The sequence below is a fragment of the Pseudoflavonifractor sp. MSJ-30 genome, from assembly GCF_018918045.1.
In the GTDB taxonomy this organism is placed as follows: Bacteria; Bacillota; Clostridia; order Oscillospirales; family Oscillospiraceae; genus Faecousia.
This window is the reverse complement of the sequence record NZ_JAHLPU010000062.1, coordinates 1-23,024: the sequence shown is the minus strand read 5'-3', so window position 1 is coordinate 23,024 and position 23,024 is coordinate 1. Positions and strand designations below refer to the sequence as shown.

The 23,024-nt window shown below is 55.1% G+C and carries 22 protein-coding genes and 1 CRISPR repeat array; of the genes, 5 read left to right on the top strand and 17 right to left on the bottom strand.

Annotation, left to right across the window (positions count from 1 at the left end):
- Window positions 1-61 precede the first annotated feature (61 nt).
- Entirely contained in the window at window positions 62-496 is a 435-nt protein-coding gene (locus tag KQI10_RS10085; RefSeq protein ID WP_216567277.1) for a hypothetical protein, read from the bottom strand.
- Between KQI10_RS10085 and KQI10_RS10080 the strand changes: the two genes are divergently transcribed.
- From KQI10_RS10080 to KQI10_RS10070, 3 genes are read left to right on the top strand one after another with little or no spacing between them, the layout of a single operon-like run.
- Window positions 465-1,625, top strand: coding sequence for a hypothetical protein (locus tag KQI10_RS10080; protein ID WP_216567276.1), 1,161 nt, complete (start codon window positions 465-467; stop codon window positions 1,623-1,625). The genes KQI10_RS10085 and KQI10_RS10080 overlap by 32 nt on opposite strands.
- Window positions 1,579-1,890: a hypothetical protein gene (locus KQI10_RS10075; protein WP_216567275.1), complete on the top strand. Its 312-nt coding sequence runs from the start codon at window positions 1,579-1,581 to the stop codon at window positions 1,888-1,890. Before KQI10_RS10080 ends, KQI10_RS10075 begins: the two co-directional genes overlap by 47 nt.
- Window positions 1,887-3,011: a leucine-rich repeat domain-containing protein gene (locus KQI10_RS10070; protein ID WP_216567274.1), complete on the top strand. Its 1,125-nt coding sequence runs from the start codon at window positions 1,887-1,889 to the stop codon at window positions 3,009-3,011. Before KQI10_RS10075 ends, KQI10_RS10070 begins: the two co-directional genes overlap by 4 nt.
- On the opposite strand, the gene KQI10_RS11990 is transcribed toward KQI10_RS10070, so the two are convergent.
- Window positions 2,915-3,379 carry a hypothetical protein gene (locus tag KQI10_RS11990; protein WP_371818404.1) on the bottom strand — a complete coding sequence of 155 codons (465 nt, stop codon included), beginning with the start codon at window positions 3,377-3,379 and terminating at the stop codon, window positions 2,915-2,917. The two genes, KQI10_RS10070 and KQI10_RS11990, sit on opposite strands and share 97 nt — an antisense overlap.
- A 149-nt stretch (window positions 3,380-3,528) precedes the next feature.
- On the opposite strand from KQI10_RS11990, the gene KQI10_RS10060 reads away from it, so the two are divergent.
- Window positions 3,529-6,030: an excinuclease ABC subunit UvrA gene (locus tag KQI10_RS10060; protein WP_216567273.1), complete on the top strand. Its 2,502-nt coding sequence runs from the start codon at window positions 3,529-3,531 to the stop codon at window positions 6,028-6,030.
- A gap of 70 nt (window positions 6,031-6,100) precedes the next feature.
- Here KQI10_RS10060 and sigK read toward each other — a convergent pair whose 3' ends face one another.
- From sigK to KQI10_RS09990, 15 genes are all read right to left on the bottom strand, one after another.
- Entirely contained in the window at window positions 6,101-6,775 is a 675-nt protein-coding gene (sigK, locus tag KQI10_RS10055) for an RNA polymerase sporulation sigma factor SigK (RefSeq protein WP_216567272.1), read from the bottom strand.
- Window positions 6,776-7,020: 245 nt separating this feature from the next.
- Window positions 7,021-7,827 (bottom strand): ADP-ribosylglycohydrolase family protein, encoded by an 807-nt coding sequence (locus tag KQI10_RS10050; protein WP_216567271.1) that lies wholly within the window; start codon window positions 7,825-7,827, stop codon window positions 7,021-7,023.
- Between the two features lies 1 nt (window position 7,828).
- Window positions 7,829-8,479 carry a hypothetical protein gene (locus KQI10_RS10045; protein ID WP_216567270.1) on the bottom strand — a complete coding sequence of 217 codons (651 nt, stop codon included), beginning with the start codon at window positions 8,477-8,479 and terminating at the stop codon, window positions 7,829-7,831.
- A gap of 269 nt (window positions 8,480-8,748) precedes the next feature.
- Complete coding sequence (locus KQI10_RS10040) at window positions 8,749-9,747, bottom strand: macro domain-containing protein (protein WP_216567269.1); 999 nt, start codon at window positions 9,745-9,747, stop codon at window positions 8,749-8,751.
- A 152-nt stretch (window positions 9,748-9,899) separates the two neighbouring features.
- Window positions 9,900-10,781: direct repeats of the CRISPR family, unit length 28 nt; unit sequence GGATCACCCCCGCGTGTGCGGGGAAAAG.
- 45 nt (window positions 10,782-10,826) lie between these two features.
- Entirely contained in the window at window positions 10,827-11,696 is an 870-nt protein-coding gene (cas2e, locus tag KQI10_RS10035; protein WP_216567268.1) for a type I-E CRISPR-associated endoribonuclease Cas2e, read from the bottom strand.
- On the bottom strand, window positions 11,693-12,637 hold the full coding sequence (cas1e, locus tag KQI10_RS10030; RefSeq protein ID WP_216567267.1) for a type I-E CRISPR-associated endonuclease Cas1e: 945 nt from the start codon (window positions 12,635-12,637) through the stop codon (window positions 11,693-11,695). Before cas1e ends, cas2e begins: the two co-directional genes overlap by 4 nt.
- Window position 12,638: 1 nt before the next feature.
- The gene (cas6e, locus tag KQI10_RS10025; protein WP_256445315.1) at window positions 12,639-13,271 is read right to left on the bottom strand and encodes a type I-E CRISPR-associated protein Cas6/Cse3/CasE; all 633 of its coding nucleotides are present in this window, start codon (window positions 13,269-13,271) and stop codon (window positions 12,639-12,641) included.
- A 2-nt stretch (window positions 13,272-13,273) separates the two neighbouring features.
- The gene (gene cas5e, locus KQI10_RS10020) at window positions 13,274-13,912 is read right to left on the bottom strand and encodes a type I-E CRISPR-associated protein Cas5/CasD (RefSeq protein WP_216567266.1); all 639 of its coding nucleotides are present in this window, start codon (window positions 13,910-13,912) and stop codon (window positions 13,274-13,276) included.
- A complete protein-coding gene (gene cas7e / locus KQI10_RS10015; RefSeq protein ID WP_216567265.1) occupies window positions 13,909-14,985 on the bottom strand; it encodes a type I-E CRISPR-associated protein Cas7/Cse4/CasC in 1,077 nt (358 codons plus the stop codon). Before cas7e ends, cas5e begins: the two co-directional genes overlap by 4 nt.
- A complete protein-coding gene (gene casB / locus KQI10_RS10010; RefSeq protein ID WP_216567264.1) occupies window positions 14,978-15,568 on the bottom strand; it encodes a type I-E CRISPR-associated protein Cse2/CasB in 591 nt (196 codons plus the stop codon). The genes cas7e and casB overlap by 8 nt, the downstream gene beginning before the upstream one ends.
- The gene (casA, locus tag KQI10_RS10005) at window positions 15,555-17,192 is read right to left on the bottom strand and encodes a type I-E CRISPR-associated protein Cse1/CasA (RefSeq protein WP_216567263.1); all 1,638 of its coding nucleotides are present in this window, start codon (window positions 17,190-17,192) and stop codon (window positions 15,555-15,557) included. The genes casB and casA overlap by 14 nt, the downstream gene beginning before the upstream one ends.
- Window positions 17,185-19,899, bottom strand: coding sequence for a CRISPR-associated helicase Cas3' (gene cas3, locus KQI10_RS10000; protein ID WP_216567262.1), 2,715 nt, complete (start codon window positions 19,897-19,899; stop codon window positions 17,185-17,187). The genes casA and cas3 overlap by 8 nt, the downstream gene beginning before the upstream one ends.
- 30 nt (window positions 19,900-19,929) lie before the next feature.
- Window positions 19,930-20,055, bottom strand: a complete 126-nt coding sequence (locus KQI10_RS11835) for a hypothetical protein (protein WP_256445314.1) — start codon at window positions 20,053-20,055, stop codon at window positions 19,930-19,932.
- A gap of 140 nt (window positions 20,056-20,195) precedes the next feature.
- A complete protein-coding gene (locus KQI10_RS09995; RefSeq protein WP_216567261.1) occupies window positions 20,196-21,008 on the bottom strand; it encodes an SWIM zinc finger domain-containing protein in 813 nt (270 codons plus the stop codon).
- A gap of 228 nt (window positions 21,009-21,236) precedes the next feature.
- Window positions 21,237-22,025 (bottom strand): SDR family oxidoreductase, encoded by a 789-nt coding sequence (locus KQI10_RS09990; RefSeq protein WP_216567260.1) that lies wholly within the window; start codon window positions 22,023-22,025, stop codon window positions 21,237-21,239.
- A gap of 240 nt (window positions 22,026-22,265) precedes the next feature.
- Here KQI10_RS09990 and KQI10_RS09985 point away from each other — a divergent pair, with 240 nt between their 5' ends.
- Window positions 22,266-22,796 carry a CFI-box-CTERM domain-containing protein gene (locus KQI10_RS09985; RefSeq protein WP_216567259.1) on the top strand — a complete coding sequence of 177 codons (531 nt, stop codon included), beginning with the start codon at window positions 22,266-22,268 and terminating at the stop codon, window positions 22,794-22,796.
- The last annotated feature ends 228 nt before the right edge of the window (window positions 22,797-23,024 follow it).

The following is a 23,024-nucleotide window of genomic DNA, read 5'->3' as shown; positions in this document are numbered from 1 at the left end:
CGTCTTTTATAATTTTAGGAAAGGAAAACCGTTGGGGTTTTCTCCTATGTTGTGGCGGTTATTAGCCCTCGGTTCCCGTGGCGGCCAATTCCGACTCTGAATTTTCCTTGTTGTTGCTGGGCTGAAAGGGAATGAGCGTAGGATGGTTATTGAAATAGTAGAAAGGTTCCGTGCGATACTTGGGAAACTGCTCCACAAACCAACCTGCTACAATTGCGTAGGCTTTCTTTTTGCCCATTGCCTGTGCGTAGGCGCAAACACGGTTATACTCCTTCTTGTAGCTCTGTTCTTTATCAGTCGCATCTACGCCATCGACACCAAACCGAATATTTACGTTACGGATGATGTGGGATATGTAGAATACGATCTCCTCAATGAGCTGCGGAATGCGGGGATACTGGAGCCGGTCAAATAGATATTGGATGGAATGATTTAGAAATCTGTGGAAAAAGGAGTTAATCAATATGAAAAAGCTAATTTCACTGCTTACCTGCATCGTCTGCCTGTGGGGGTGCCTCAGCGGCTCCACCTCAAAAAGCAAAGTCCCTTTTCTATATGCGTGCGGACAGTGGAAGGGGGAAACCTGCGGCACTTACGAAGGAGAGCTGTCCAACAAAGAGCCCAGCGGGCAGGGAACGCTGACCTTTACCTACGGCGGCACTTATACCGGCAGCTTCAAAAACGGCCATCCCAGCGGGAAAGGTACCTATACATATGCCAGCGGGAAAACGGTGGATGGGTCATTCACCTGGAGCGACGGCACCAGTTATGTGATGGAAAAGCCAAAATCCGGCAGCACACCCCACTATAACGGGACGGATATGGTTTATGTGGGCATGATGAAGGACGGAGAGCCTTGTGGCTTTGGTTCGCTGGATTTTCAGGACGGCGGGACCTTCTATGGCGAATTCAAAGACGGAGCGGTGAAGGGAAAGGGCGTCTATGTGTACCGGGAAGCGGACCCGGATACTGAAGTGACAGGCTCTGACTGGACAATGGCCAGCCGGATCTCCAGTGACTTAGGCGGACGCTGGTATTCCGGTCTGCTCAGCGGTGATACCTGGCAGGGCTATGGGATGCTGTGCTACAACTACTCCTATTATATTGGCGAAGTAAAGGACTACTACTGCAATGGCCACGGAACCTACTGGCAGTGGAGTCAGCAGGGCGATCCCAGCGGCACATTGACACGTAAGGATTACGGTCATTACAGCAGCGGCGCTATGGCATATAGCTGCAATCATGACAGCAAAGAAACCGTTAGCGGCGAGGCGACTTCTGCGCTGCCCTCCGGCGAAAATATCGACTCTTCCAAATCCGGCTCATCCACCAACTCTTCCGGCAGCGGCTCAGGTAAGAGAATCTGTGACAAGTGTCTGGGTTCCGGAAGCTGCCAAAAGTGCGGTGGCAGCGGCCGAAAGCCGTGTCCAGGCTCCAAGTGCTTCGCCGGAAGCTGCACAAAGTGCGGCGGCACCGGCTCCTATATGACAATCAGCGGAACACTGAAGCCTTGCTATTGCACCTCCGGTAAATGCAATACCTGTCATGGCCAAGGGTATTTGAAGTGCGGCGTCTGTGATGGTACCGGCCATTGCAGCCTATGCGGCGGCTTTGGTTTGCGATAAGCCCGACATACATACAGCGCAGGACCTTGTAAGCTATACAAGCATCCCGACCTTCGATTCCGGCGACCGGGAATGGGACAGCAGAATTTTGGAGTTCCTGATTTTTGACGGACAGGCAGTCAGCCTGGTAGTCCTGCGCGGCGGCTATCACATTGCGCATCTGACATTTTATGAAACCCTTCTTTCGGCGGACTGCCGCTTGAAAACATATTTCGATAAACTTGGCTGGCCCACGAAGGGGATCAACTGGCAGGAGGAAACATGAAACAGAGAAGAATCTGCGTTTTGCTTATTCTGGCAGCCCTGCTTTTGCCCGGCTGCGCCAAGACAGGCCCCCAGCCCCATGAACATACCTGGGAAAACCGCAAATGCGTGACCTGCGGGGAAGAAAAGGAAGTTCACCGGCTTGGAAACTGGGCGTATGTTCTCTGGGAAGAAACCGGGACCATGGAAGTAGTCTCCTTTCTGGAAAATGCCGAGGCGGTGCCCTTTGGGGATATGCCGGAGGGAATTTCCATCGTTCAGATTGCGGACGGCATTACCGACATTCCGGATTCTGCCTTTTGGGGCTGTGAAACTCTTGTGGATGTAGCGCTTCCCCAAACGCTTCGTACCATTGGCAAGGGGGCCTTTGGTCAGTGTGTGAACCTGACGCGGATCAACATCCCGGAGGGAGTCACATCTATTGGCGACAGTGCATTTCTCATGTGCGGCAGTCTGACCCGGCTCACCATCCCGGACAGCGTCACATCCATAGAAGGCAATCCCTTCCGGCATCTGGCTGCGGAAATTATGGTTTCCCCCCAGAATCCGGCAATTTCTGTGGTGGATGGGGTCGTTTTTAACAAAGACGGCACCCGGCTGATCGCCTGCCCCAGCAACAAGGCGGGCGCTTATGCGATTCCGCAAGGCGTTCTGGAAATCGGAACCCACGCCTTTGAAAATTGCAATGACCTGACGGATGTGACCATACCGGCCAGCGTTGCCTCCATAGTGGGAAATCCCTTTGACTTTGCCCAGCTGGAGCTGAAGCTGGCCCCGGAGAATCCTGATTTTTCCCTTATAGACGGTGTGCTGTTTGATCAAACCGGCACCAGGCTGCTCGTCTACCCCTGCGGCAGGCCGGGAGATACCTACGAGGTTCCGGAAGGAACGGTAGAAATTGGAGAATTCGCCTTCGCCGGATGCCAGCAGCTTTCCGCGGTTACGATTCCGGAGAGCGTCACGGTGATTGGATCAAATTCCTTCTGGAACTGTGAAAATCTGCGGCTCTATGTGTGGGACGGGTCTTATGCCCAGCGATATGCCCGGGAGCATCGCATGGATTTCTTCGATGTTCTGCCCGATATGGGGCCGGAGATTGATGCGTCGGATGTGTTGGAATAAACGGGTCTATCTTTTTGCTTGACATTGGAAAACAAAACTGCTATGGTACGGACAGCATTTGCCGTATTTGTGACGGAGCTAGGGGCTTTGCCTTGAACTCTAACACTTGCGGCAAATGCTTTTTCTATATTCTGGGGTTGGTAAGATCTCTTTTTCGTTGTTCCGCTGCTGGGGTCATTCATTTCCTCAACTAGCAATTTAGCAACTTCCTGTCCGTTACCAACATCCGCCACAGCATACAAACTGTGCATCAGCAAAGAGTTAGGCGATTTTCCGTTCTTTAATCCAAAGCTATCAAGCAGGACTGCATTTTTTACAATGTCGTTTATAAACGGCAGATTCTCGAATCTGGCACTGTACGCGTCAATCGCCTGTTCATAGAGGCTTACGCTAAAGCTCCTGAGAAACCCGCCGGCAATCGATTGGCGAGGTGCCTTGAATGCCTGTTTTCTTCTCTATAGACTTTTTCTTTTTGAAGTCGTATAATACTCTCAACCTCATTACAAGGAGCACGCCCATGGAAGAAAACCGTCCCGCATCCGCACCCACTGCCATTCAGATCCGGGGAGCGCGGGTACACAACCTGAAAAATGTCGATGTGGATATTCCCCTGAACCGGATTGTAGGCATTGCCGGTGTGTCCGGGTCCGGGAAATCCTCGCTGGCCCTGGGAGTCCTCTATGCGGAAGGATCCCGCCGGTATCTGGAAGCCCTGTCCACCTATACCCGCCGCCGGATGACTCAGGCGGCTAACGCCGCCGTGGACGAGGTTCTCTATGTGCCTGCCACACTGGCCCTGCATCAGCGGCCCGGCGTCCCCGGCATCCGCAGCACCTTTGGCACAGGTACGGAGCTGCTGAACAGCCTGCGGCTCATGTATTCCCGGCTTGCCAGCCATCGCTGTCCCAACGGGCACTATGTCCCCCCTTCTCTGCTGGTGGCCGCCGGGAAAGAGCTGATCTGCCCCGAATGCGGGGTGCGCTTCTGCGCTCCCTCCGCCGAAGAGTTGGCCTTCAATTCCCAGGGCGCCTGCCCAAAATGCGGCGGCACCGGCAGCGTCCGCAGGGTGAACCTGGACTCTCTGGTTCCGGACGATTCTCTCAGCATTGACGAAGGCGCCGTCGCCCCCTGGAACAGCCTGATGTGGTCCCTGATGACGGACGTGTGCCGGGAGATGGGCGTTCGCACCAACGTCCCCTTCCGGGAACTGACGGACCGGGAAAAGGACATTGTCTATCACGGCCCGGCGGAGAAAAAGCACATTTTCTACCACCCCAAAAACAGCAATCAGGCGGGAGAACTGGACTTCACCTACTTCAACGCCGTCTATACTGTGGAAAACGCGCTTGCCAAGGTCAAGGACGAGAAAGGCATGAAGCGGGTGGAAAAGTTTTTGAAAGAGGACATCTGCCCGGAATGCCATGGTACCCGCCTGTCTGCCGCCGCCCGGGCCCCAAAACTCCGGGGGCTCTCCCTGGACGAAGCCTGCGCCATGACCCTTTCCCAGATGGCAGACTGGGTACATGGTGTTCCGGAGAGTCTTCCAACGCAGATGCGCCCCATGGCGGACAGCATCTGCGCCGCCTTCCAGAGCACTGCCCGGCGGCTGCTGGACCTGGGGCTGGGCTATCTGACCCTTGACCGTTCTGCCGCCACGCTCTCCACCGGCGAGCGCCAGCGAATGCAGCTGGCCAGAGCCGTTCGAAACCGCACCACGGGAGTGCTCTATGTACTGGATGAACCAAGCATTGGTCTGCACCCCTCCAATATCGTTGGGCTCACCGGAGTCATGCACGATCTGGTCGCCGATGGGAATTCCGTCATTCTGGTCGACCATGACACGCAAATTCTGAAGGAATCCGGCTGGATCGTGGAAATGGGCCCCCAGGCAGGCGCCGGGGGCGGCCGGGTCATAGCCCAGGGGACCATTCCCGCCATTATCCAAAACCCCGCATCCCAGATCGGCCCTTATCTCTCCGGAACCGCCGAAACCGAACTGCGGCAGCGGGCTTCAAAAGAAGAACTGTTCCGCTTCGGCCATATCCGTCTCGCCACATCTCAGATCCACACGGTCAAGCCGCTGGAAGCGGACTTTCCCAAGGGACGGCTGACCGTCGTCACCGGCGTATCCGGATCCGGCAAAACCACCATGGTGTTGGAAAGCCTGATTCCCGCGTTGGATGCGAATATAAACGGCGAAAAGCTGCCCAAACACATCCGGGCCGTCTCCGCGGAAGGCATTGCCCATGTAAAGCTCATCGACGCCACCCCCATCGGCATCAACGTCAGGTCCACTGTTGCCACCTACGCCGGCGTTCATGATGAACTGCGCAAACTCTTCGCCAAAACACCGGACGCCAAAGCCCGGGGGTATAAGGCCAGCGAATTTTCCTACAATACAGGCTCCCTGCGCTGCCCCGGCTGTGACGGCACCGGTGTGGTCAGTCTGGACGTTCAATTTCTGCCGGATGTGGACATCCCCTGTCCGGACTGCCGGGGCTCCCGTTACGGTCGGAACGCCTACGCCGTAAAGCTGCCGAACAAGGAGGGCCGCAGCGCCTCTCTGCCGGAGCTGATGGACATGGACATCCATGAAGCCCTGACATTCTGCAAGGATATGAAAACCGTCAGTCCGAAGCTGGCCGTTCTGGAGCAGCTGGGGCTTGGCTATCTCACGCTGGGCGAAGAAACGCCCAGCCTTTCCGGCGGCGAGGCCCAGCGGCTGAAGCTGGCCAGTGAGATTGGCAGGCAGCAGACGGATTCCGTTTTTATCTTCGATGAACCAAGCATCGGCCTGCATCCGCTGGATGTCCGGGTGCTTCTCAGGGTCTTCCAGGCGCTGCTGGACAACGGCGCGACAGTCATTGTCATCGAGCATGACCTGGACGTGATCCGCAACGCGGATTACCTGATCGACATGGGCCCCGGCGGCGGTGCGTCCGGCGGCCGGATCGTCGCTTCCGGTACGCCGGAGGAGATCAAGGCCAGCCCGGACAGCATCACAGGAAAATACCTGTAGCCAAACGAACGCGGGTTTCCGTATACCAAATATCAGGGCCGTGATTTACGGCCCCGATTTTTTTGCGGGGTCACTCCAGTTCCTTCCGCAGCTTCTGCAAGGCCCGCTTTTCAATGCGGGAAATATAGCTGCGGCTGATGCCCAGCTTTTCCGCCACCTGCCGCTGCCGCAGCGGTTCCCGCCCGCCAAGCCCATAGCGCAGCTCGACCACCCGCCGCTCCTGCGCCGTCAGGCATCGGTCGATTGCTTTCCGCAGCCGGGATACAGACTCCCGGTCACTGACCTGCTCCAGAAGATCACAATCCTCACAGATCACATCCATCAGTTCCAGCGGCGCCCCATCCGCCCCCGTCTCTATGTAGTCAGACAGCGATACATCCTGAGCACTTTTCCGCAGGGAGCGGAAGTGCATGAGGATCTCATTCTCCACACACCGGGCCGCATAGGTGGCCAGCCGTGCTCCCTTGGAGGTATCAAAGGTGGTAATCCCTTTGATCAGTCCGATGGTGCCGATGGAAATCAGATCCTCCTGATCCGCGGACTGACTATAATATTTTTTCATCACATGGGCAACCAGCCGCAGATTTCGCTCCACCAGTATATTCCTCGCTTCCAGATCTCCCTGAGCGGATAATTCCAGATAATGTCGTTCTTCCTCGGCACTCAATGGCTTGGGAAAGCTGCCGGAGTGAAGCTGCAGGGAATAAAACAGACTGCTCAGCAGCAGCCAGACGCTTGTAAGCATACTCTTCACCTCGCTGCTACCCTATTCCCCATTTCCCACGGATATTCCGACGGGACAGGCTGAATTTCCGGGAAGTGCCTGTCTGTAAGGGACGCAAGGCAAACCGTCGTATTCGCGTTTATCAGAACCGTGCAAAACAGCAGGAGCGCTCTGTCCGCTCCTGCTGCCAAACCTTATTGCTATTCTTTGGCAATCCGCCGCCATGTGAAGACGAAAGACGTATCCGTGTTTCTGCCCCTGCTGTCCTAGTCCGCAGATGGCCGTTTTCTTTCAAATCGCTCCAGCACCGCCCGCAGGTCCTCCGGCAGTCTGGTTAAGACTTCCTGCTTGAGATTTTTCGGAATACCGTAGAAGGCTTCTGCCATAGAACCTGCGATACAAGTCAATGTGTCACAGTCCCCGCCCAGAGAGACAGCATTGCGGATGGCCTCCTCAAAATCCTCGCCCTCCAGAAATGCGGTAATGGCCTCCGGAACAGTTTCCTGGCACGTCTCCACGTGATGGTAGTCAGGGCGAATTTCGTCACAGGTTCGGCTGAGATCATAGCCGAAGTGTGCGCGCACATAGGCCCTGATTTCTTCTTTCCCGCTGCCGGTTCTTGCCAGATAAATGACCGCCGCCACAGCCTCCGCACCCTTGACGCCCTCCGGGTGGTCGTGGGTAACTCTGGCGGTCAGTCTTGCCATCCGGCAGGTGGTTTCCAAATCATCGTACAGCCACCCTGCCGCAGATGCCCGCATGGCCGAACCGTTGCCGAAGCTGCCGTAGGGCTGGGGATCTTTCTCCCGCAGCCAGCTCTGGAACATACAGCCATATCCGGCATCAGGGTGCCTTCTTCCGAAGCACTGCATAGACCTTACAAGTCTTTCGCAAATTGTCTGGTTCTCATCTTCCGGGGTGCTGTCCATCAACGCATCCGCCACAGCCAAAGTCATTACGCTGTCGTCTGTAAATTGGGATTGCGGCGAAAACAGCGGAAATTCTTTGGTTTTCTCCCCCATGTCGAATTCATAGGGGCTGCCGATGATATCGCCTAAAATCGCGCCGTACATATTACTTGCTCCTCTCCTTGAAATCCCGGTCGATTTTCCGCTTCCATCCGGCCTCCAGGGGCGCCGCGCTGCCGCGGACCTGGTGGACAGCCTCACAAATGGACGCATAGATCACTTCCGTGCCCTGGCTGTCGGCGCGGTAGTCGGCAGCGCACTCGGGGCGGATGCCAAACCGTCCGGCCTCCTCAGCGGCGTCGATATTGGCTCCCAGAAACAGGAACTCCCAGCCGTATTTCTCCTGCTGGCGCCGGATCATAGCCCTGACCCGGTCATAGCTGTAAAGGCGGCTGGCATTTTCCATGCCGTCGGTGGTGATGACGAAAAGGGTCTTTTCCGGCCGGTCCTCTTCCCGGGCATACTTGTGAACGTTGCCGATGTGGTGAATGGCGCCGCCTACCGCGTCCAGCAGGGCCGTGGAGCCCCGGACAAAGTATTCCTTTTCCGTCAGCGGCTCCATCTGTTCCAGCGGCACACGGTCGTGGATCACCTGCGTGTTGTTGTCAAAAAGCACCGTGGAAATAAGCGCTTCGCCGGGCTCTTTCTTCTGCTTTTCCATCATGGCATTGAAGCCGCCGATAGTATCCTTTTCCAGCCCCGCCATGGAGCCGCTGCGGTCGAGAATAAATACGATCTCTGTTAAGTTCTGTCTCATTTTCAATTCCTCCATACATAAAGAATGAGGCCGCAGGTGTTTTGCAACCTTGTGGCCTCATTATACTGTATCGTCTCTCCACTTTGGTCTCCCGGCGGGAGACCTTAGGGAACTTCTGATTAAATCGGCAAGAGCTGTGAGCGAAAGATTTTTTGGCCAATCGAGGTACCGGAAACGGCGGAATACTGTATGTATTTCCCATTTCCGGTACCGAAGAGTGGGCGGAAAAGATTCGCTCACAGCCGTAGACGATTTATTCAGAGGTTCCCTTAGCAGCCCAGGCAGACCTGGTCAAATTGATAGAGTGCGGCGTTGATCTCGTAAATATCGTAGATGCCCTGACGGATGTAAAACTCGATGATCATATCAAAGGTGCTGCTGTGGGACAGGGAAAATCCAACCGTTCGCAGCAAATCCTCTGTTTCCTGCAAATTGAGCTCCAGCGCAATGGCGAAGGCAAGCACAGTAGGCTTGCTGGGCTTGTATTTGGGGTCGTTGTTGATTTTCCAGAACGTCTTTTTGCTGACGTTGGCCCGCTTGTAGCACTGGACCTCCGTCATATGCTTCCGGTCAATGAGCTTCAAAAGGGTCACCGCAAAGGTGTCGTCCTGCTGCTTCAGCCAATCGTTCAAACTTTGGGGCGCTTCACAGGGCATGGCCTCATGGCAGGTGGGCGCCGCCATTTCCGACATTGCCACCCCTTTGAAGCGGCGGCTGATCGGGACCTGAAGATTCAATCGTGTCTCTCGTGCAAAACACAGAAACCGTTCCAGTTCCAGCCGTTGGCTGATCTCATAGGCGGTCTTGTCATAGACGCAGAGCAATACCCGCAGTTCCCCGTCCGTCACAGTCAGATAGTCCCGAATAGCCATGGTGGCAATGGAAAGCACCTGATCCTTTGGGAATCCGAATGTTCCGGAGGAAATCAGCGGAAAGGCAACGGAGGAAAGCCCCATTTCCCCGGCCTTCAGCAGGGCGTTCAAATAGCACGCCCGCAGCAGCGCCGCCTCATTTTTTCTTCCGCCGGTCCAGATTGGCCCCATGGTGTGAAATACATATCGGCAAGGCAGGTCATACCCATCCGTCACCGCAATTTCACTCTGGTGCAGTGTTCCGGCCTTTTCGCATGCTTGTCTCAAAAGAGGGCCTGCCGCTTTGTGAATGGCATAGTCCGCCCCGCCGGAGCCGGAAAAGCGGCTGTCTGTGGGATTCACAATGGCATCCGCCTGAATCTTCGTGATGTCGCTGCGGACAATTTCAAATGGCATCGAATTCTCCTCTCTCATTCTTTAACAGGAAAGCTATCCTTCATGCAGCCGCATTCCGGAGCGATCAATCCGTAGACTGTGGTTTTTCCAGTGCTGGTCTTCCCGTAAAAGCCAGTAGTGTTTGTGGCATGGGCACCATTGTCATTACCTGGGATTTTTCCCCGCGTGTGCGGGGAACAGTTGCCGGTCTGCATGATGGTCATGTTGGTGCCAGGATCACCCCCGCGTGTGCGGGGAAAAGGCCCAGGCAGCACAGTTTGGGAGGCCGGGATCGGGATTACCCCCGCGTGTGCGGGGAAAAGCGAATCTGGCAGAAGATGTCTGCCCAAAACTGGGGATCACCCCCGCGTGTGCGGGGAAAAGTCGCCGGTATACCGCAGCCGCCCGATTCCCGGGGGATCACCCCCGCGTGTGCGGGGAAAAGTTCATTCTTCTCAGGCTCAATTCACGGATTTTGGGATCACCCCCGCGTGTGCGGGGAAAAGGCATTCAGCGCAGCAGAACCGGAGTTAGCCTTAGGATCACCCCCGCGTGTGCGGGGAAAAGGCTGTGACCATTGCGGACACCTACGGTGGCGTGGGATCACCCCCGCGTGTGCGGGGAAAAGGCATTGTCATATGATCGGCAGTAGTTGCAATAGGGATCACCCCCGCGTGTGCGGGGAAAAGTCAAGGCTTGTGACGATAACATGCCCGAGTTTGGGATCACCCCCGCGTGTGCGGGGAAAAGTTGAACACGGCATTGACGATTACATTTATTGCGGGATCACCCCCGCGTGTGCGGGGAAAAGGTCCAGCTGTTTTGACCGATGCTATAGTGGTAGGGATCACCCCCGCGTGTGCGGGGAAAAGTTTTGGCGGTCTATTATGCAATTCTTGACGAAAGGATCACCCCCGCGTGTGCGGGGAAAAGTCGGAAGGAGATCCAATATGAAAAAGAGCGCTAGGATCACCCCCGCGTGTGCGGGGAAAAGGTTGTAAATCAGAGAAGAGCCGCCCCAACTGTAGGATCACCCCCGCGTGTGCGGGGAAAAGACTAAAAAAGTCCTAGAAAATTCAGAACTTTTGATCCCGTGCGTCTCAGATTTCATTGAGTTTCTCATAAATCCGGAATGTGGTACAACAGTCCTCCAAGGCTCGGTGAAACCGCTCCGGCTTTATGTCAAAATAGTCCGCCAGCGTCTCTAATCTATAGTCTGTAATGTCCCGAATTTTCCGGCGAGCCAGGCTCAGTGTATCAATGCAGGAATTTCTCCCGACAGGGGTCCCTGTCTCTGCACTGGCCTTTTTCAAAAATGCCAGGTCAAAACTTAGATTGTGCCCTATGACTGCGCTGCTTCCGAGGAAACTCCAGAATGCCTCCAGTGCTTTTGCGCATTCGCTTCCCTCCTCCGACATTTGCTGGGTAATACCGGTCAATAGCGTAATTTCCCTTGGAACCGGCTGTTTTGTGCGAATCAGGGCAGAGAATTTTTCGGAAATATTATGGTCAATAATGCGCACCGCGCCAATTTCCAGAAGCTCACTATGCTCCGGATCCAATCCGGTGGTTTCCACGTCGATGACGACATAGCCGCTCTTTTTCTCTTTTTGGACGTGTCCTGCACGTTCCCGCTGAACCATCTGCGCAACGGCCGCCTTGCTGGGCACCGCTTTGCAATTCTGCTCCGGCTCTGCCGCCCCGGGGCGCATGATCAACGTCAGCCCCTCAAAATCCACGCTCTGCCAAACCGTGTTGTGCAGGAGAAATTCCATATGCTGTTCATTATTGGCAGAATACACCATGGTCGCCCGTCCCCTGGGCAGGTTATCGCAAATGCGTTTCCAGAGTTCCTCCCGCACCCGTTTGTTCAGTTGTCCCACATAGACGCCGGTACTGATTTCCAGAAGCCATTTGGATAAATCCCCACGCAATCTCGGCGGGCAGTCCGTCAGGGTCACGACGATCATAGTTGCCCCTCCGTGCCGTAGGAATGGCCATTTTCCACCTGTCCAACCTTGTCGTCCCACAGGTATACGGCATTTGCCTCTACAATCGGTTCGCCATTCCTGGCAAACAGCGTTTGAATATCCCGCACCATCTTCTCCATAAGATGGTAATCGGTCATTGCATCCCGGGTACGGCGGCGCATAGCGGAGGCGATCTCCTCCTTTGACACGGACGCCGCCAATTCAAAGGCCAGTGGGATCGTAATGTCCGCCTTATACAGGTCCGCCATATCGTACACAAAGGAGCACTCATGGCCGGTATGGACAAATCCAAGCCCAGGGGAGCAGCCCAATGCCTGAATCACCGCATGCGCCGCGCCGTACAGGCAGGCGTGCCCGGCAGACAGTGCCTGATTGACAGGGTCGCCATCGGAGAAATTTTCCGGGTCATAATCCCGGCCGTTCCATGGCACATTCCATTTTTTCGAAGCCTGACGATATACCGCCCGGATTCTGGCACCTTCTCTGCCCCGCAGCTGCTGTAACGTCAGCTGGGACACATCCTCATCCGGGAAGCGCATACTGTACATCTGCCGCACAACCCCCAGCCGCAGCCGAGTATTGCTGACCAGCTCTGCCTGCCGAATCAGCAGTCCCGCCCGATGGGTCAGTGCGCGGCCACCGGCATAATACCGCACGCCGTGCTCTCCCACCCACAGGGCACTGACACCGGCATCCCCAATCAATTCCATTGCCCGATGGGTCACTTTGGTTCCCGGCCCCAGCAGCAGAACACTGATGGCCGCCGCCGGCACAAAGGCCGTGCCCCGGTCATCGGTTGCGGTGATGGCGCCATCCTGCCGGTTCAGCACGCAGTGCTCCAAGTACAAAAACGTCATGCGATCCGCTATCTGAGGCAATGCCTGCAGCTCCGGGCGAATGATTCCAGGTATGTCTGCCATATCATTTCTCCGCCCGCACCAGGGTCATCAGGCCTGCGCCATAGGCCTTCCCGTGCCCAATTCCGCTGCAAAGCATCCTGCAGAACAGTTCCGGATCCCTGACTTCCAGGTATCCCTCGTAGGTCACTGCCAGAAACGTCACATTTTTCCCGGTGTTCCCCTTTCGGAACCGATACCAAACCGATTTCATAACTGCAAATTCATCCTTCTTCAGAACAAATCCATGCCTTTCACTCTGCCGTTCCAGCCATGCGGCCTGGTGCTCCGGTGTGCTGTGGGCACACACCCGTCCCCGCTGTCCCGGCCCCGCCGGGACGCTGTAGGTGGGATTCGCGCAGAGGCGGAACTGCCAGCGGCTGCCCTGGCTGATGCGATTCAGAAGCTGGGTATAATCCTTTGTCTGCCAAGTCTCTCCCGGCGGGGCAAATTGCTGCACCGCCTGGGTGATATCCGGTTTTTCCCCGCTCAGGATCAAAAGGTAATTCTGAGCGCCCCGGCTGTCGATCCGCCACAAATTTCTCTGCCGCTGCCCTGAAAAAGCACTCTCGACCGCGCCGTGAAATTTGGCAGGGGAGGCAAGTGCGGACAAAGTTCGGCGGTTATTTATGTCAAGGCGCATTTGCGTTAAATACATCGTTATTCCTCCAGTTCTGCCATAGGATCATGCTCGGCAGCAGAATGCAGCGGGCAGGAATACACCCGGCGGAAGCCGTATTCCCGGCGGTTCGGGTCAAAGGACAGCGGAACATCCCGCTGAAGTCCACCCGGCTCCCCTGCCCTGGCATCCAGCACCAGACGGCAGGCAGAAGGCGGCGCATCCTCTCGCAGGGCTTCCTCCAGGGGGTTGCGGGAAATTTCCAGGAAAATCCTTCCTGTGGGCGGGCAGGAGCGCCGCCCCAGATACAGCGGGAATGCCGGCGAAGCCAGGGCCTGCCCTATTCTTTCCAGCAGAGCCCCATCCTCACTTTCCAGCCCCGCCACAAAGACAGCATCCGCCAGGTAATAGCGGTTGGTGACATAGGCACTTCCCTTTTCCGTATGGGCTGTGTGGTAGTCCCGCAGCAGAGTGCCCTCCCGGTCCACACGAACGCCGAAGCGCAGGCAGGCCAGCGCCGCCAGCGCCTGCCGATCCTGCCGAGGAATTCCCAAGGCGGCGGCGACCAAACCGATTACGCCGCTTTTGCTCGGCTCCCGCTGGGTTCTGCGCACATCAAATTTGGAGTCCGTCCCCCAGGACTGCATAGGCCCTGCAAGACGTAGCAGCAGCGTGCTCATTTTGTTTCCTCTTTCAACCAGGCTTCCAGTCCATCCAGCAGAGCATCCACAGAGCCGGGCACTGCCAGCGCATCCAGTCCCTTTCCCGCAGCCAGAGACAGCACCGGCGCAGCTACGAAATCACGGTATGTCTCCGCGGCATAGTCCGCCAAAGCCTGTACAGAATTGGCAACGTAGCCCTGGGCACCAGCACGCACAGGTTTTTCAAAAGCACCGGCCATATTGACCGGCTGGTCCCGGCGGACGGTCACATACACCGCATCCGGGCGGGTCCAGTTGGCAAAGGTATTCTGCTTGCCTGTTGGCATGCTGCGAATGAAGGCATCGGCAAAGGCCCGCACAGCCTCCGGGGCTTTCTCCCCCAGCATGTTTTGCAGCTCTCCCACGTTCACCGTTGCGTAGCGATACAGGGTGGAGGAATTGAATTCCACCGTCCCAAGATGTCCGGCACCGGCATTATCCTCCGGAGCGCAATCGTCCACCGCCGTGAAGTAATCAAATTCATTTTCTACCGCATGGGTAGAGATCGCATGGGCAACCTGCGCGGCGGCATCGAAATTTAATGAAGGATCGTCCGCCACCATGCGTCCAAACAGTGCAATGTCTACACTCGGATTATCTTTTAGTGCCTTCTGGCATTCAGCCTTATTCAGCGCTTTTTCCTGCTTTGCAGCAATCTCCGCCAAGGCGTGGATCTGATTGGGACTAATGAAGAACAGTGCTCCCGTTTTCAGCTTATCCTTATCCTCCTTGACCTTGACCCCGGCTGCTTCCAGCACCTTTCTTGCGGAATCCTGAGCCTGTTTCTCGCTGCACTCCGGGCAGACCACCATAACCTCCCTGGCAACCAGATCAACCACCGCTTTTGTTCTCTGTCCCACATTCTCCTGGGACAGCAGCTCCCGGAATTTCAGCCGCACCGCACGTTTCCATGCCTGACTGGATACTCTGGCGCGGGTCACACCGCCATAGATGGCGGTTTTGGGGCTGCCGGTGTCGTCCCGGTTCACACAACTGGGGGGAACGGTCTGTAGCACATGCAGGTCCACATAGATTCTTTTCTGATTACACATTTTCTTCATCCTTTCTTTCTTGACACCGGGCAGTCCGGTAAAAATCTTGTCCCCAACGCAGGCGAACCTTAGCGGCTCCCTCCGGCGTCTGGAATTCATATAAATCGCCCGCTAACTCCGCATAATCCAGCCCAATTCCCTCGCTGCGCAGAAGCTGCACCAATCCCCGCAGATGATGCAGACACTCCGGCATTTCTTTTGCGGTGGCAAAGGCATTGAACCGGCGCTGAACTGCCTTCATTCTGTCCTCGTCCCCCGCTGCCAGGCTTCCGATTGCAATTCCGAGCCGCTTTCCGCTGACGTGCACATTCTGTTCACTGCCCTGCTGGTGCATGGCATACAGCGTCAGCGCACCGGATACTGCCCACTCCTCCCAGGTAGGGTTTCCATCCCGGCTCATCAGTTCCTCCGGGAAGTCCCGAAACAGGAGCTCCCACAGCTGCGGCAATTCCCCGGGCCTCTTGCCAATCCCACGGCGCAAATTCGCCATATCCGCCCGGACCAGATGTATGTTTGTTTCCGACTGCCAGTACAGGAGTCTTTTTCGCACAAAGGCCATTACCTGCTCTTTACGGTTTTTCATCTGCTTCCTCCTTCATTGAATTTTCTATCTTGAACAGCTTTTTCAACTGCCAGGAAAAATAGTTGAACGCATCAGGAGAGGAATAGAATGTACCGTCTATCCAGCGTCCTGTAAACGCCGCCTGCCCTGCATTTTGAACCATCTTTCTTCCCTGTTCCAGTGCGATTCGGTAGGCCTCCCTGCGCCACCGGGCATCCTTTTCCGCCCGGCGCGTCTCCCCATCACCCAAATCCGGATCGATGGAGGCCAGCCATTTCCGGAAGGGAATATCCACCTGCCCGTAATATGTCTGGCTTGCCAAATCTTTTCTGGAAGTTTGGGCATTGCTGTCCGGCTGCCCACCAGCTGCCTTGAAAAGGTTCTCTGCCAGCATACCCAGATGCCATGCCGCTTTCTCAGTCTGTGCGATCTCATCCTGCACCAGCTTGTCCCACAGCTTGCCCGCTTCCTCTAAAAGGGAAACATGGAAATCCAGATGGTCCTCCAAAACATCCTCAACGAAGAAATCTTTATCTCCGTATTTTGCGCCCGCTGCCCGGAAATGTGCAACGAACTTACTGTCCAGAATTCTTTTGGATTTTAATAACAGGACCCAGCTCATAACACCGGGTATTTTTCCCTTTCCCTCTGCGGCCGTGATTACGGAGAAATCCCGCCACATCTGCCGATCCGGTTTTAACCGTTTTGGTTGGTTGTAAGGTGGTACGTTTTTCTTTCCCTCACGATACTCCCACAGGGTCATTTGTTCTGCGTCCGCATTGATTTTGGAGAAGAAATCGCCACCCAGCAACGCATATCCCACAACCTGCGCATTCTCTCTAATGAGCAGCAGCCGACGTGACTGTAAAGTGAGCAGCTCTGCCTGGTTATTGGGCATTGCAATTTCCGTCCGTTCAGCCCCTCTTGGCTTATCCAATTCCCACACAGGAGCTGGTTCCTCCCAAAGCTGTCTGCCGTCCTTAAGCAGTGTCAAATTCAGCATCAATGTTTCAAAAAGCGTTTTTCCCTCCACGTAGACAAGGCCCAGCTTTCCCAGCCAGCCAGCTCCCGGCGAAGGCAAGCCCTTCCCCTTTGGTTTTGCGGAGGTATCATCAAAGCCATTCAGATTAACAAGCCACCTTGCCGCCTCTGCATAACTCAAGCCGTTTTTATCCTGTCCTGCGCGAACCGGAAACAACCGCACCTTATTACTGCTTTCCGACAGCTCTCCATTTAACTTGGCTGCGGTATATTGGGTGCCCGCCGCCGCAGACGGGACCTGGAAAAAGGGATGCTCGGGATGAAACAGCCAGAAGCGTTCCTTCCATTCTTTCAAATAGTTCCGAATGGGCGCTTCAGGGAAGCATCCAGCCTTCCATAGCCGCTGCCAGCGCTGCAGCGCCTGGGTCGGCTCCTCGATGGGGTCTTCTTCTCCGTCCAGATCTACACGGTAGAAAACCGTGTGAAGCACTGCCAGCAGGAGGCGCAGGATCGCCACGTCCTGCGTTGGCAGTTCCCCTGCCAAACGTCGATAACGGTGACTTTCCAGCAGGGCCTGGGGCAGTGTACACTCTCGCACCGCGCAGTCCTCCCCCATAAGCCGAATCCAGGGCTCATCCAACAGGTTAAAGGCAATTTCAGACATTTTCTTTCTCCTTTTCTGCGAATCCGGTTTGCAAATCATAATAAAATTTCTTCCCGTTAAGCTCCACCGTTCCGTCCGAGCCCAGAATCATAAACAGTTCTCCCTGCAGCATAGGCGCTTGCAGCCATATAGGCAGCGCTTGCTTCATCCGCTTTTCCAAATCCCCGATGACCGCATCCACACAATAGGAGTTGCCAAGATAGGCCGGCAATCGGAGACGCTGGGCTGCAAGAATTCGGCATTGCTCAGCACTGGGCTGCGTGTCGGCACGGAATCGGTCCTCTGCGCTCTGGGCCAGAAGCCTGATCCAGCCATCGTCGCACTGCTGAACCACCAATACCTCAATCGCCGCAGCGCCGTCCCGGACGGCGGCCTGTGCCTGCAAATCCGTAAATCCGAAGGTGTCGTCCAGCAAACCAACAATGGTATCAAAGAATCCATCCCGGGATGGAGCTGCCATACAGTAGCTATTTGCCCTTCCTCGCTGCTTTTTTTGAAATTCCTGATAGTAGTTCTTCGCCTCTTCATACTGTGGGCTGCTTTTCGGGGACCACAGCGTCTCATCATACGTTTTCTGCACCAGCGGTGAAATGTCCTGAGGCAACCGGATTTCTTCCGGCAGCAGTGCCCGGGTGCGCAGCAGCAGATAGTCGCCGTAGACATGGCGGCTTCCCTCGTCCAGCTCCTCCTGTGCCCCCAGCACCAGGCATCGGGGCGTTTCCAGGCCGGAGGGCCTTTGCCTGGGATGGCGGTGCAGTCGGCCGATTCTCTGCAGCAGAAGATCCATTGGGCAAAGGTCTGTAACCAGAAGGTCAAAGTCCAGATCCAGGGACTGCTCCAGTACCTGTGTGCCGATGACAAGAACGCCCCTGCGCTGTTCCGGTGTAGATGTCTTTCCCACCCGGCGTAAAATCTCCTGCTCATGATGCAGGCGGTCCGGAGTCAAATACTGAGAATGATCCATAAGTATTGTAGCATTCGGATACGCTTTTTTCAACAGGTTCCACAATTCCTGTGCCCGTCGCACCGTATTTACAATGAATCCTGCACAGCCACAGGTTATGGCTTTTCCCAACTCCGCAATTGCCTGTGTTTGCGTGGCTCTCTCAATCCGGACGGTTCTGCTTTCCCCTTCGTGTGCAATCGCTTCCTTGTAGGGACAATTGCCCTCCGTCCAGCTGATTAAGGGATATTCCCGGGTTTCCCTGAATGGAGATGGAAGCTTCTTTGCCCCGGAATACGCTTTCAGCAGCTCCTCCCTCCGCTTTCCCGGCAGGGTGGCCGACAGAAGAATCACCGGCACATGGTAAGCACTGAGCCATTTCAGCGCACAGTCCAGATAGGTATTCATATAGGCGTCATAAGCGTGACACTCATCAATAATCACGACTTTTCCGGTCAGCCCCAGATGACGGAGCATGACGTGCTTCTGCCGCAATGCCGCCATGAGAAGCTGATCCACCGTTCCGACCACCAGATTGGCCAGAAGCTTTGTTTTGCGCCCCCGAAAGAAGGAATGCACCAGCAGAGAATCCGGCTCCCACTCATTCACCGCAACGCTGCCCGCTTCCAGTTGACGAAATTCCTCATTAAATTCTGCCTGTCCATGCACCAGCGATACGGCAATTCCGCTGGTCTCCGGCTGCTGCTTTGCCCATGCGGTCATTCTTGTAAACATGGCGTTGGAGGTCGCCTGAGAGGGCAGGAAAAACGCTGCACCGCTCAGATGGAATCGGTTCATCAGGATCTCGGCAGCGGACAGCGCCGCCTCCGTTTTTCCCTGTCCCATAGGCGCTTCAAGAATCATGATCCCCGGTGTTTTCATTTCCACCGCAATTTTTTCCGTCTCTTTCTGTACGGTGTTTGCCGAGAAGCCAAACCGACTCAGGAAAAACCATGGTGTTTTCCAATCGTCGGACACCTCCCAGGGGCTCGGCAGATGCAGCCTTCGCAGGGCATTCTCTGCCCGCTCGGGGTCATGTTGCCGCGGCAGCGTATCCTCCGGAATCAGTGGAAAGAAAGCAGTATTGCTGGCAATCCAGTCTGCCATAATCACAAGCCCCGTCAGCGCCATCTGCGCCGCCATGGTGCACTCCGGCAAATCCCTACCGTTATCTACGCCAATTTTGTCCAACGCCCATGCAATCAGCTCTCTTTGGACGCCGCCCCACAGGGTATCCCGGCTTTGCCCATTCCAGCCAAAGGAGCTGGGAGATTCTTCGCTGAAAGAGGAGATACGCATTTGCTCCGGCATTCCGTGATGTGCGCCGACCACAGCCGCCACGCATTCTGTCACTCCTTCCGCACGCAGAATTTCCGCTCCCGTTGCCGCATGGGGCAGCTCTTTCTCCAATGCCATCCTCTGGTCTGTGAGCCCGTTTTTCTCCAGGCGATACCGCAAGGTTTCCTGCCGCTGGGTGACTTTGCGCTGAAAAAATGGTGTCGCTTTGCCAATATCATGCACTAACGCGATGAACAGAGCCAGCCGGAAGAATTCCTCCCGGCTCAAATCTAGGCCTTCACAATACTGCTCCGGCAGCCAGTGCCGCAGCAAATACTCCATCACCTCCGCCGTATCCCGTAAATGCACAACCAGGGGCAGCCAGAGCGTATCATCGTCGCGATCTGTTTTCGCATTCAGCGCAAGGACCGCGTCGCTGAGCATTTCTTTACCTGTATCCAGAACAGGGCTGAAAACATCATCCATACGATTGCCAGCTTTCTATCTTTTATTACATTATAACCCTGCATCTGTCCAATCAAAATACAGGACGTTTTCCGGAATGGACATATCCAAATACCGGTCCAGGCCCGCCAGTCCGGTTTTCAGGATGCGGATGCGGTTCAGCGCAAAATCAGGCATAAAAACGCCTCAACTCTATTCTATCGTTCCGCCCCGCTACTGCCTTGCAACAGCAGCATGGACTTTTTCCATTTATAGTATAGCATGAGACGGTGAAACAGCAAGCAGTGAATTGGATATTCCGGCATTTTATGATTTGCTTACAGCGTAAAGCTCCCCTTCTCCTTCCCTGCTATGGCGAAATCGAACAGCGTCCCCTTCGCAATGACGGCGAAGTAACCGGACGCAGCGTATTCTCTGGCGTACTGCTTTTCGATCAATCCCAGAGTTTCCCGAAGCTGAAGCATGGCGGCAACCTCATGCTTGCAGGGATAGCTGCAATAACAGTCGCACAGGAGATTTCGGACCGTGCCGTTCTGATATTCAAATTCTACCGTGTACGCCCGCGTACCCTCCACAATGGCATAGCCTTTGGTCCCGTTCAGGCAAAGGTAACGTACCCGGTTTTCCATATAGTAGTTCTGTCCGCGTTCCGCAATTGCTCCAGCAGCGCCCATCCCCTGCAAATCGTCCAGTTGAAAAGCGGTGTCATCGTTGCCGCTTTCGTAGACATCATCCTCTCCGGAGGGTGCCCTGAACCAGAGGGCAGCCTGAGCTGCCGGAAGGGTATGCGGGTCAAAGGTCACGAAATGGGAACCTGCCATATAGAACCGCCCGTGAACGCAGGTATCCACCACGGCAATGACCCGTTTGTAGTCGGAAAGCTTGATTTTGAAGTTGTAGGCCACCGAGGCGACAATACCAATCTCTCCTTCCAGCTTGCCATCCACATAGACTCGGTCTCCCTGATGCAGGTCGAATTGGTCATTGTAATAGGCAAGACTGTGTCCAAAGCAGGGGAATTGGACCTGTACCACGGACTTCCGCGGTACAATTGTTTTGCTGTCCCGCACTGGACCCGTTTCCTGGCCGCCCGCCTGCGCTCTTCCGAAACCGCTGATTAAAAATGCCATTGTACTGCCTCCATTCAAGAAATGTGCCTTTTTTCTATGTGCTTCTATGATAGAAAAGAAAAGGTCCAATAAACAGCACTTATTCGGCCAGATATAAAAATATCCACGGGCGTCATTCGTCCGTGGACATTTCTGCGTGACTTCCGCTTCTTGTGCGCACCTGTTAATTCTCTTGCGGAAAATGCCAGCTCCCAGAAGAGCGAAATGTGCCGCAGGCGCACCATGGTTTCAGCCGTACAGGCTGCCGACGATTCTTTGGCGAAGCGCCGTAGGCAGAACTCTGCACAAAACGCTCAGAAATCGGTACCGCGCACCTGCCACATACACCGCAGGCGGATTCTTTTTCCCGACAATATGCGCTATACTCTTGCCGATATCCTCCGGATCCATGCCGTTTTGCTCGTCCTTTTCCATTCTGCTGACACTTCCGGATATTCTTCCGCCATATTCCTCATCGCCAAAAATACTCTTCTGTCTCGCGTCTGTAAATCCGGTATGGATGTCCCCCAGCTCCACTACCGTTACCCGGATACCATATGGCTTCACCTCGTTGTACAGGGCACAGGAATAGGAGGAGATCGCCGCCTTACTGGCGGAATAAAAAGCCTGAAACGGTATATGCGCGGCCGCCGCCACAGAACTGATATTGATAATCCGTCCGCCGCCCTGTCGGCGCAGGATCGGCAGAACCGTCTTATTGACATTAACCGTTCCGAAAAAATTGACATCAAACTGCCGCCGGGCCTGTTCCGTCTGCGTAAACTCAACCGCACCGGAAATACCAAAGCCAGCACAATTGACCACGGCATATATTGCGGCCTCCTCCGCCACCTGGGCTGTCGCCGCTTCTACCGCTTTTTCATCCGTAACGTCCACCGTCATGTGCTTGACACCGGCCTGGGGAATATCTCTGCGGCTGAACTCATACACAGTATATCCGCAGTCCCGCAAAGCCGCTGCCGCGCACCGCCCGATCCCGGAGCTGCCGCCGGTCACAATCACCGCTTTGTCTTTCATACTTTTTCCCTCTTTCTTTCGCAAGGTCAATTCCCACGGTCAGGCAAGCCCCTCCGTTTGTTTTAATAGTATAGCACAGGATTTTAAAACAGCAAAGAACGATTTTCTATATTGCAGCGCTCCAAATAGCCCTTTCTATTTTGCGCTTCAGACCATTTTCATTCTATTCCCGGCATGCTATAATATGTTTACAAGCTTCTTATATGAGGCAATACAGTACAGACTTGGGAGGTAAAAACGATGGCAACAAGCAGGAAAGGCGCCGGCGGTACAATTTACCACTACGATGATGACGGCAACTATACCGGCTACAGCAGCCCCGGCGTGTTCGGCGGCTATGTAGATCACGACACCAGCGGAAATGTTACGGGCCATACCTCTGAAATCGGAGACAGTCTGGTTCGCTATGATAACGATGGGAACATCACGGAACGGGAAATAAAAGGGTTTTCCCAAAGCTCCTATTACCACACGGACAACAGCCCCCATGTTGCGGACGGCTGCTATGTCGCCACCTGTGTGTACGGCTCCTACGACTGTCCCCAGGTCTGGACCCTACGGCGGTTCCGGGACAATACCCTCGGGAAGAGCATCTTCGGCCGGGGCTTTATCCGTACTTACTACACCGTCAGCCCCACCATCGTAAAATGGTTCGGCGGGACCCAATGGTTCAAACATATATGGCGCGGCGTTCTGGACAAAATGGTTCATCGGCTGAACAGTCAGGGAGTTGAAAATACGCCCTATCAGGATAAGAACTGGCGGCGATAATTCCCTTAATTTTTTATCTATACCCACGCAACTCCCGGAATATAGTTGTGGTCAAGCAGGATCCGCCGCTGAAACATCTAACTTTTCAGAGGAGAAAAGCGCATATTCTCCCAAAAGCAAAAGAAACTCCGCACCAAAATTGGTGCGGAGTTGGTGGGGGAAGGTGGATTCGAACCACCGAAGCTATAAGCAGCAGATTTACAGTCTGTCCCCTTTGGCCACTCGGGA

Bases quoted from the DNA above. Each gene is read 5' to 3' on its own strand.
- KQI10_RS10080 (WP_216567276.1), top strand. From the start codon at position 465: ATGAAAAAGCTAATTTCACTGCTTACCTGCATCGTCTGCCTGTGGGGG.
- KQI10_RS10085 (WP_216567277.1), bottom strand. From the start codon at position 496: ATGCAGGTAAGCAGTGAAATTAGCTTTTTCATATTGATTAACTCCTTT.
- KQI10_RS10075 (WP_216567275.1), top strand. From the start codon at position 1,579: ATGGTACCGGCCATTGCAGCCTATGCGGCGGCTTTGGTTTGCGATAAG.
- KQI10_RS10070 (WP_216567274.1), top strand. From the start codon at position 1,887: ATGAAACAGAGAAGAATCTGCGTTTTGCTTATTCTGGCAGCCCTGCTT.
- KQI10_RS10060 (WP_216567273.1), top strand. From the start codon at position 3,529: ATGGAAGAAAACCGTCCCGCATCCGCACCCACTGCCATTCAGATCCGG.
- sigK (WP_216567272.1), bottom strand. From the start codon at position 6,775: ATGCTTACAAGCGTCTGGCTGCTGCTGAGCAGTCTGTTTTATTCCCTG.
- KQI10_RS10050 (WP_216567271.1), bottom strand. From the start codon at position 7,827: ATGTACGGCGCGATTTTAGGCGATATCATCGGCAGCCCCTATGAATTC.
- KQI10_RS10045 (WP_216567270.1), bottom strand. From the start codon at position 8,479: ATGAGACAGAACTTAACAGAGATCGTATTTATTCTCGACCGCAGCGGC.
- KQI10_RS10040 (WP_216567269.1), bottom strand. From the start codon at position 9,747: ATGCCATTTGAAATTGTCCGCAGCGACATCACGAAGATTCAGGCGGAT.
- cas2e (WP_216567268.1), bottom strand. From the start codon at position 11,696: ATGATCGTCGTGACCCTGACGGACTGCCCGCCGAGATTGCGTGGGGAT.
- cas1e (WP_216567267.1), bottom strand. From the start codon at position 12,637: ATGGCAGACATACCTGGAATCATTCGCCCGGAGCTGCAGGCATTGCCT.
- cas6e (WP_256445315.1), bottom strand. From the start codon at position 13,271: ATGTATTTAACGCAAATGCGCCTTGACATAAATAACCGCCGAACTTTG.
- cas5e (WP_216567266.1), bottom strand. From the start codon at position 13,912: ATGAGCACGCTGCTGCTACGTCTTGCAGGGCCTATGCAGTCCTGGGGG.
- cas7e (WP_216567265.1), bottom strand. From the start codon at position 14,985: ATGTGTAATCAGAAAAGAATCTATGTGGACCTGCATGTGCTACAGACC.
- casB (WP_216567264.1), bottom strand. From the start codon at position 15,568: ATGAAAAACCGTAAAGAGCAGGTAATGGCCTTTGTGCGAAAAAGACTC.
- casA (WP_216567263.1), bottom strand. From the start codon at position 17,192: ATGTCTGAAATTGCCTTTAACCTGTTGGATGAGCCCTGGATTCGGCTT.
- cas3 (WP_216567262.1), bottom strand. From the start codon at position 19,899: ATGGATGATGTTTTCAGCCCTGTTCTGGATACAGGTAAAGAAATGCTC.
- KQI10_RS11835 (WP_256445314.1), bottom strand. From the start codon at position 20,055: ATGCCTGATTTTGCGCTGAACCGCATCCGCATCCTGAAAACCGGACTG.
- KQI10_RS09995 (WP_216567261.1), bottom strand. From the start codon at position 21,008: ATGGCATTTTTAATCAGCGGTTTCGGAAGAGCGCAGGCGGGCGGCCAG.
- KQI10_RS09990 (WP_216567260.1), bottom strand. From the start codon at position 22,025: ATGAAAGACAAAGCGGTGATTGTGACCGGCGGCAGCTCCGGGATCGGG.
- KQI10_RS09985 (WP_216567259.1), top strand. From the start codon at position 22,266: ATGGCAACAAGCAGGAAAGGCGCCGGCGGTACAATTTACCACTACGAT.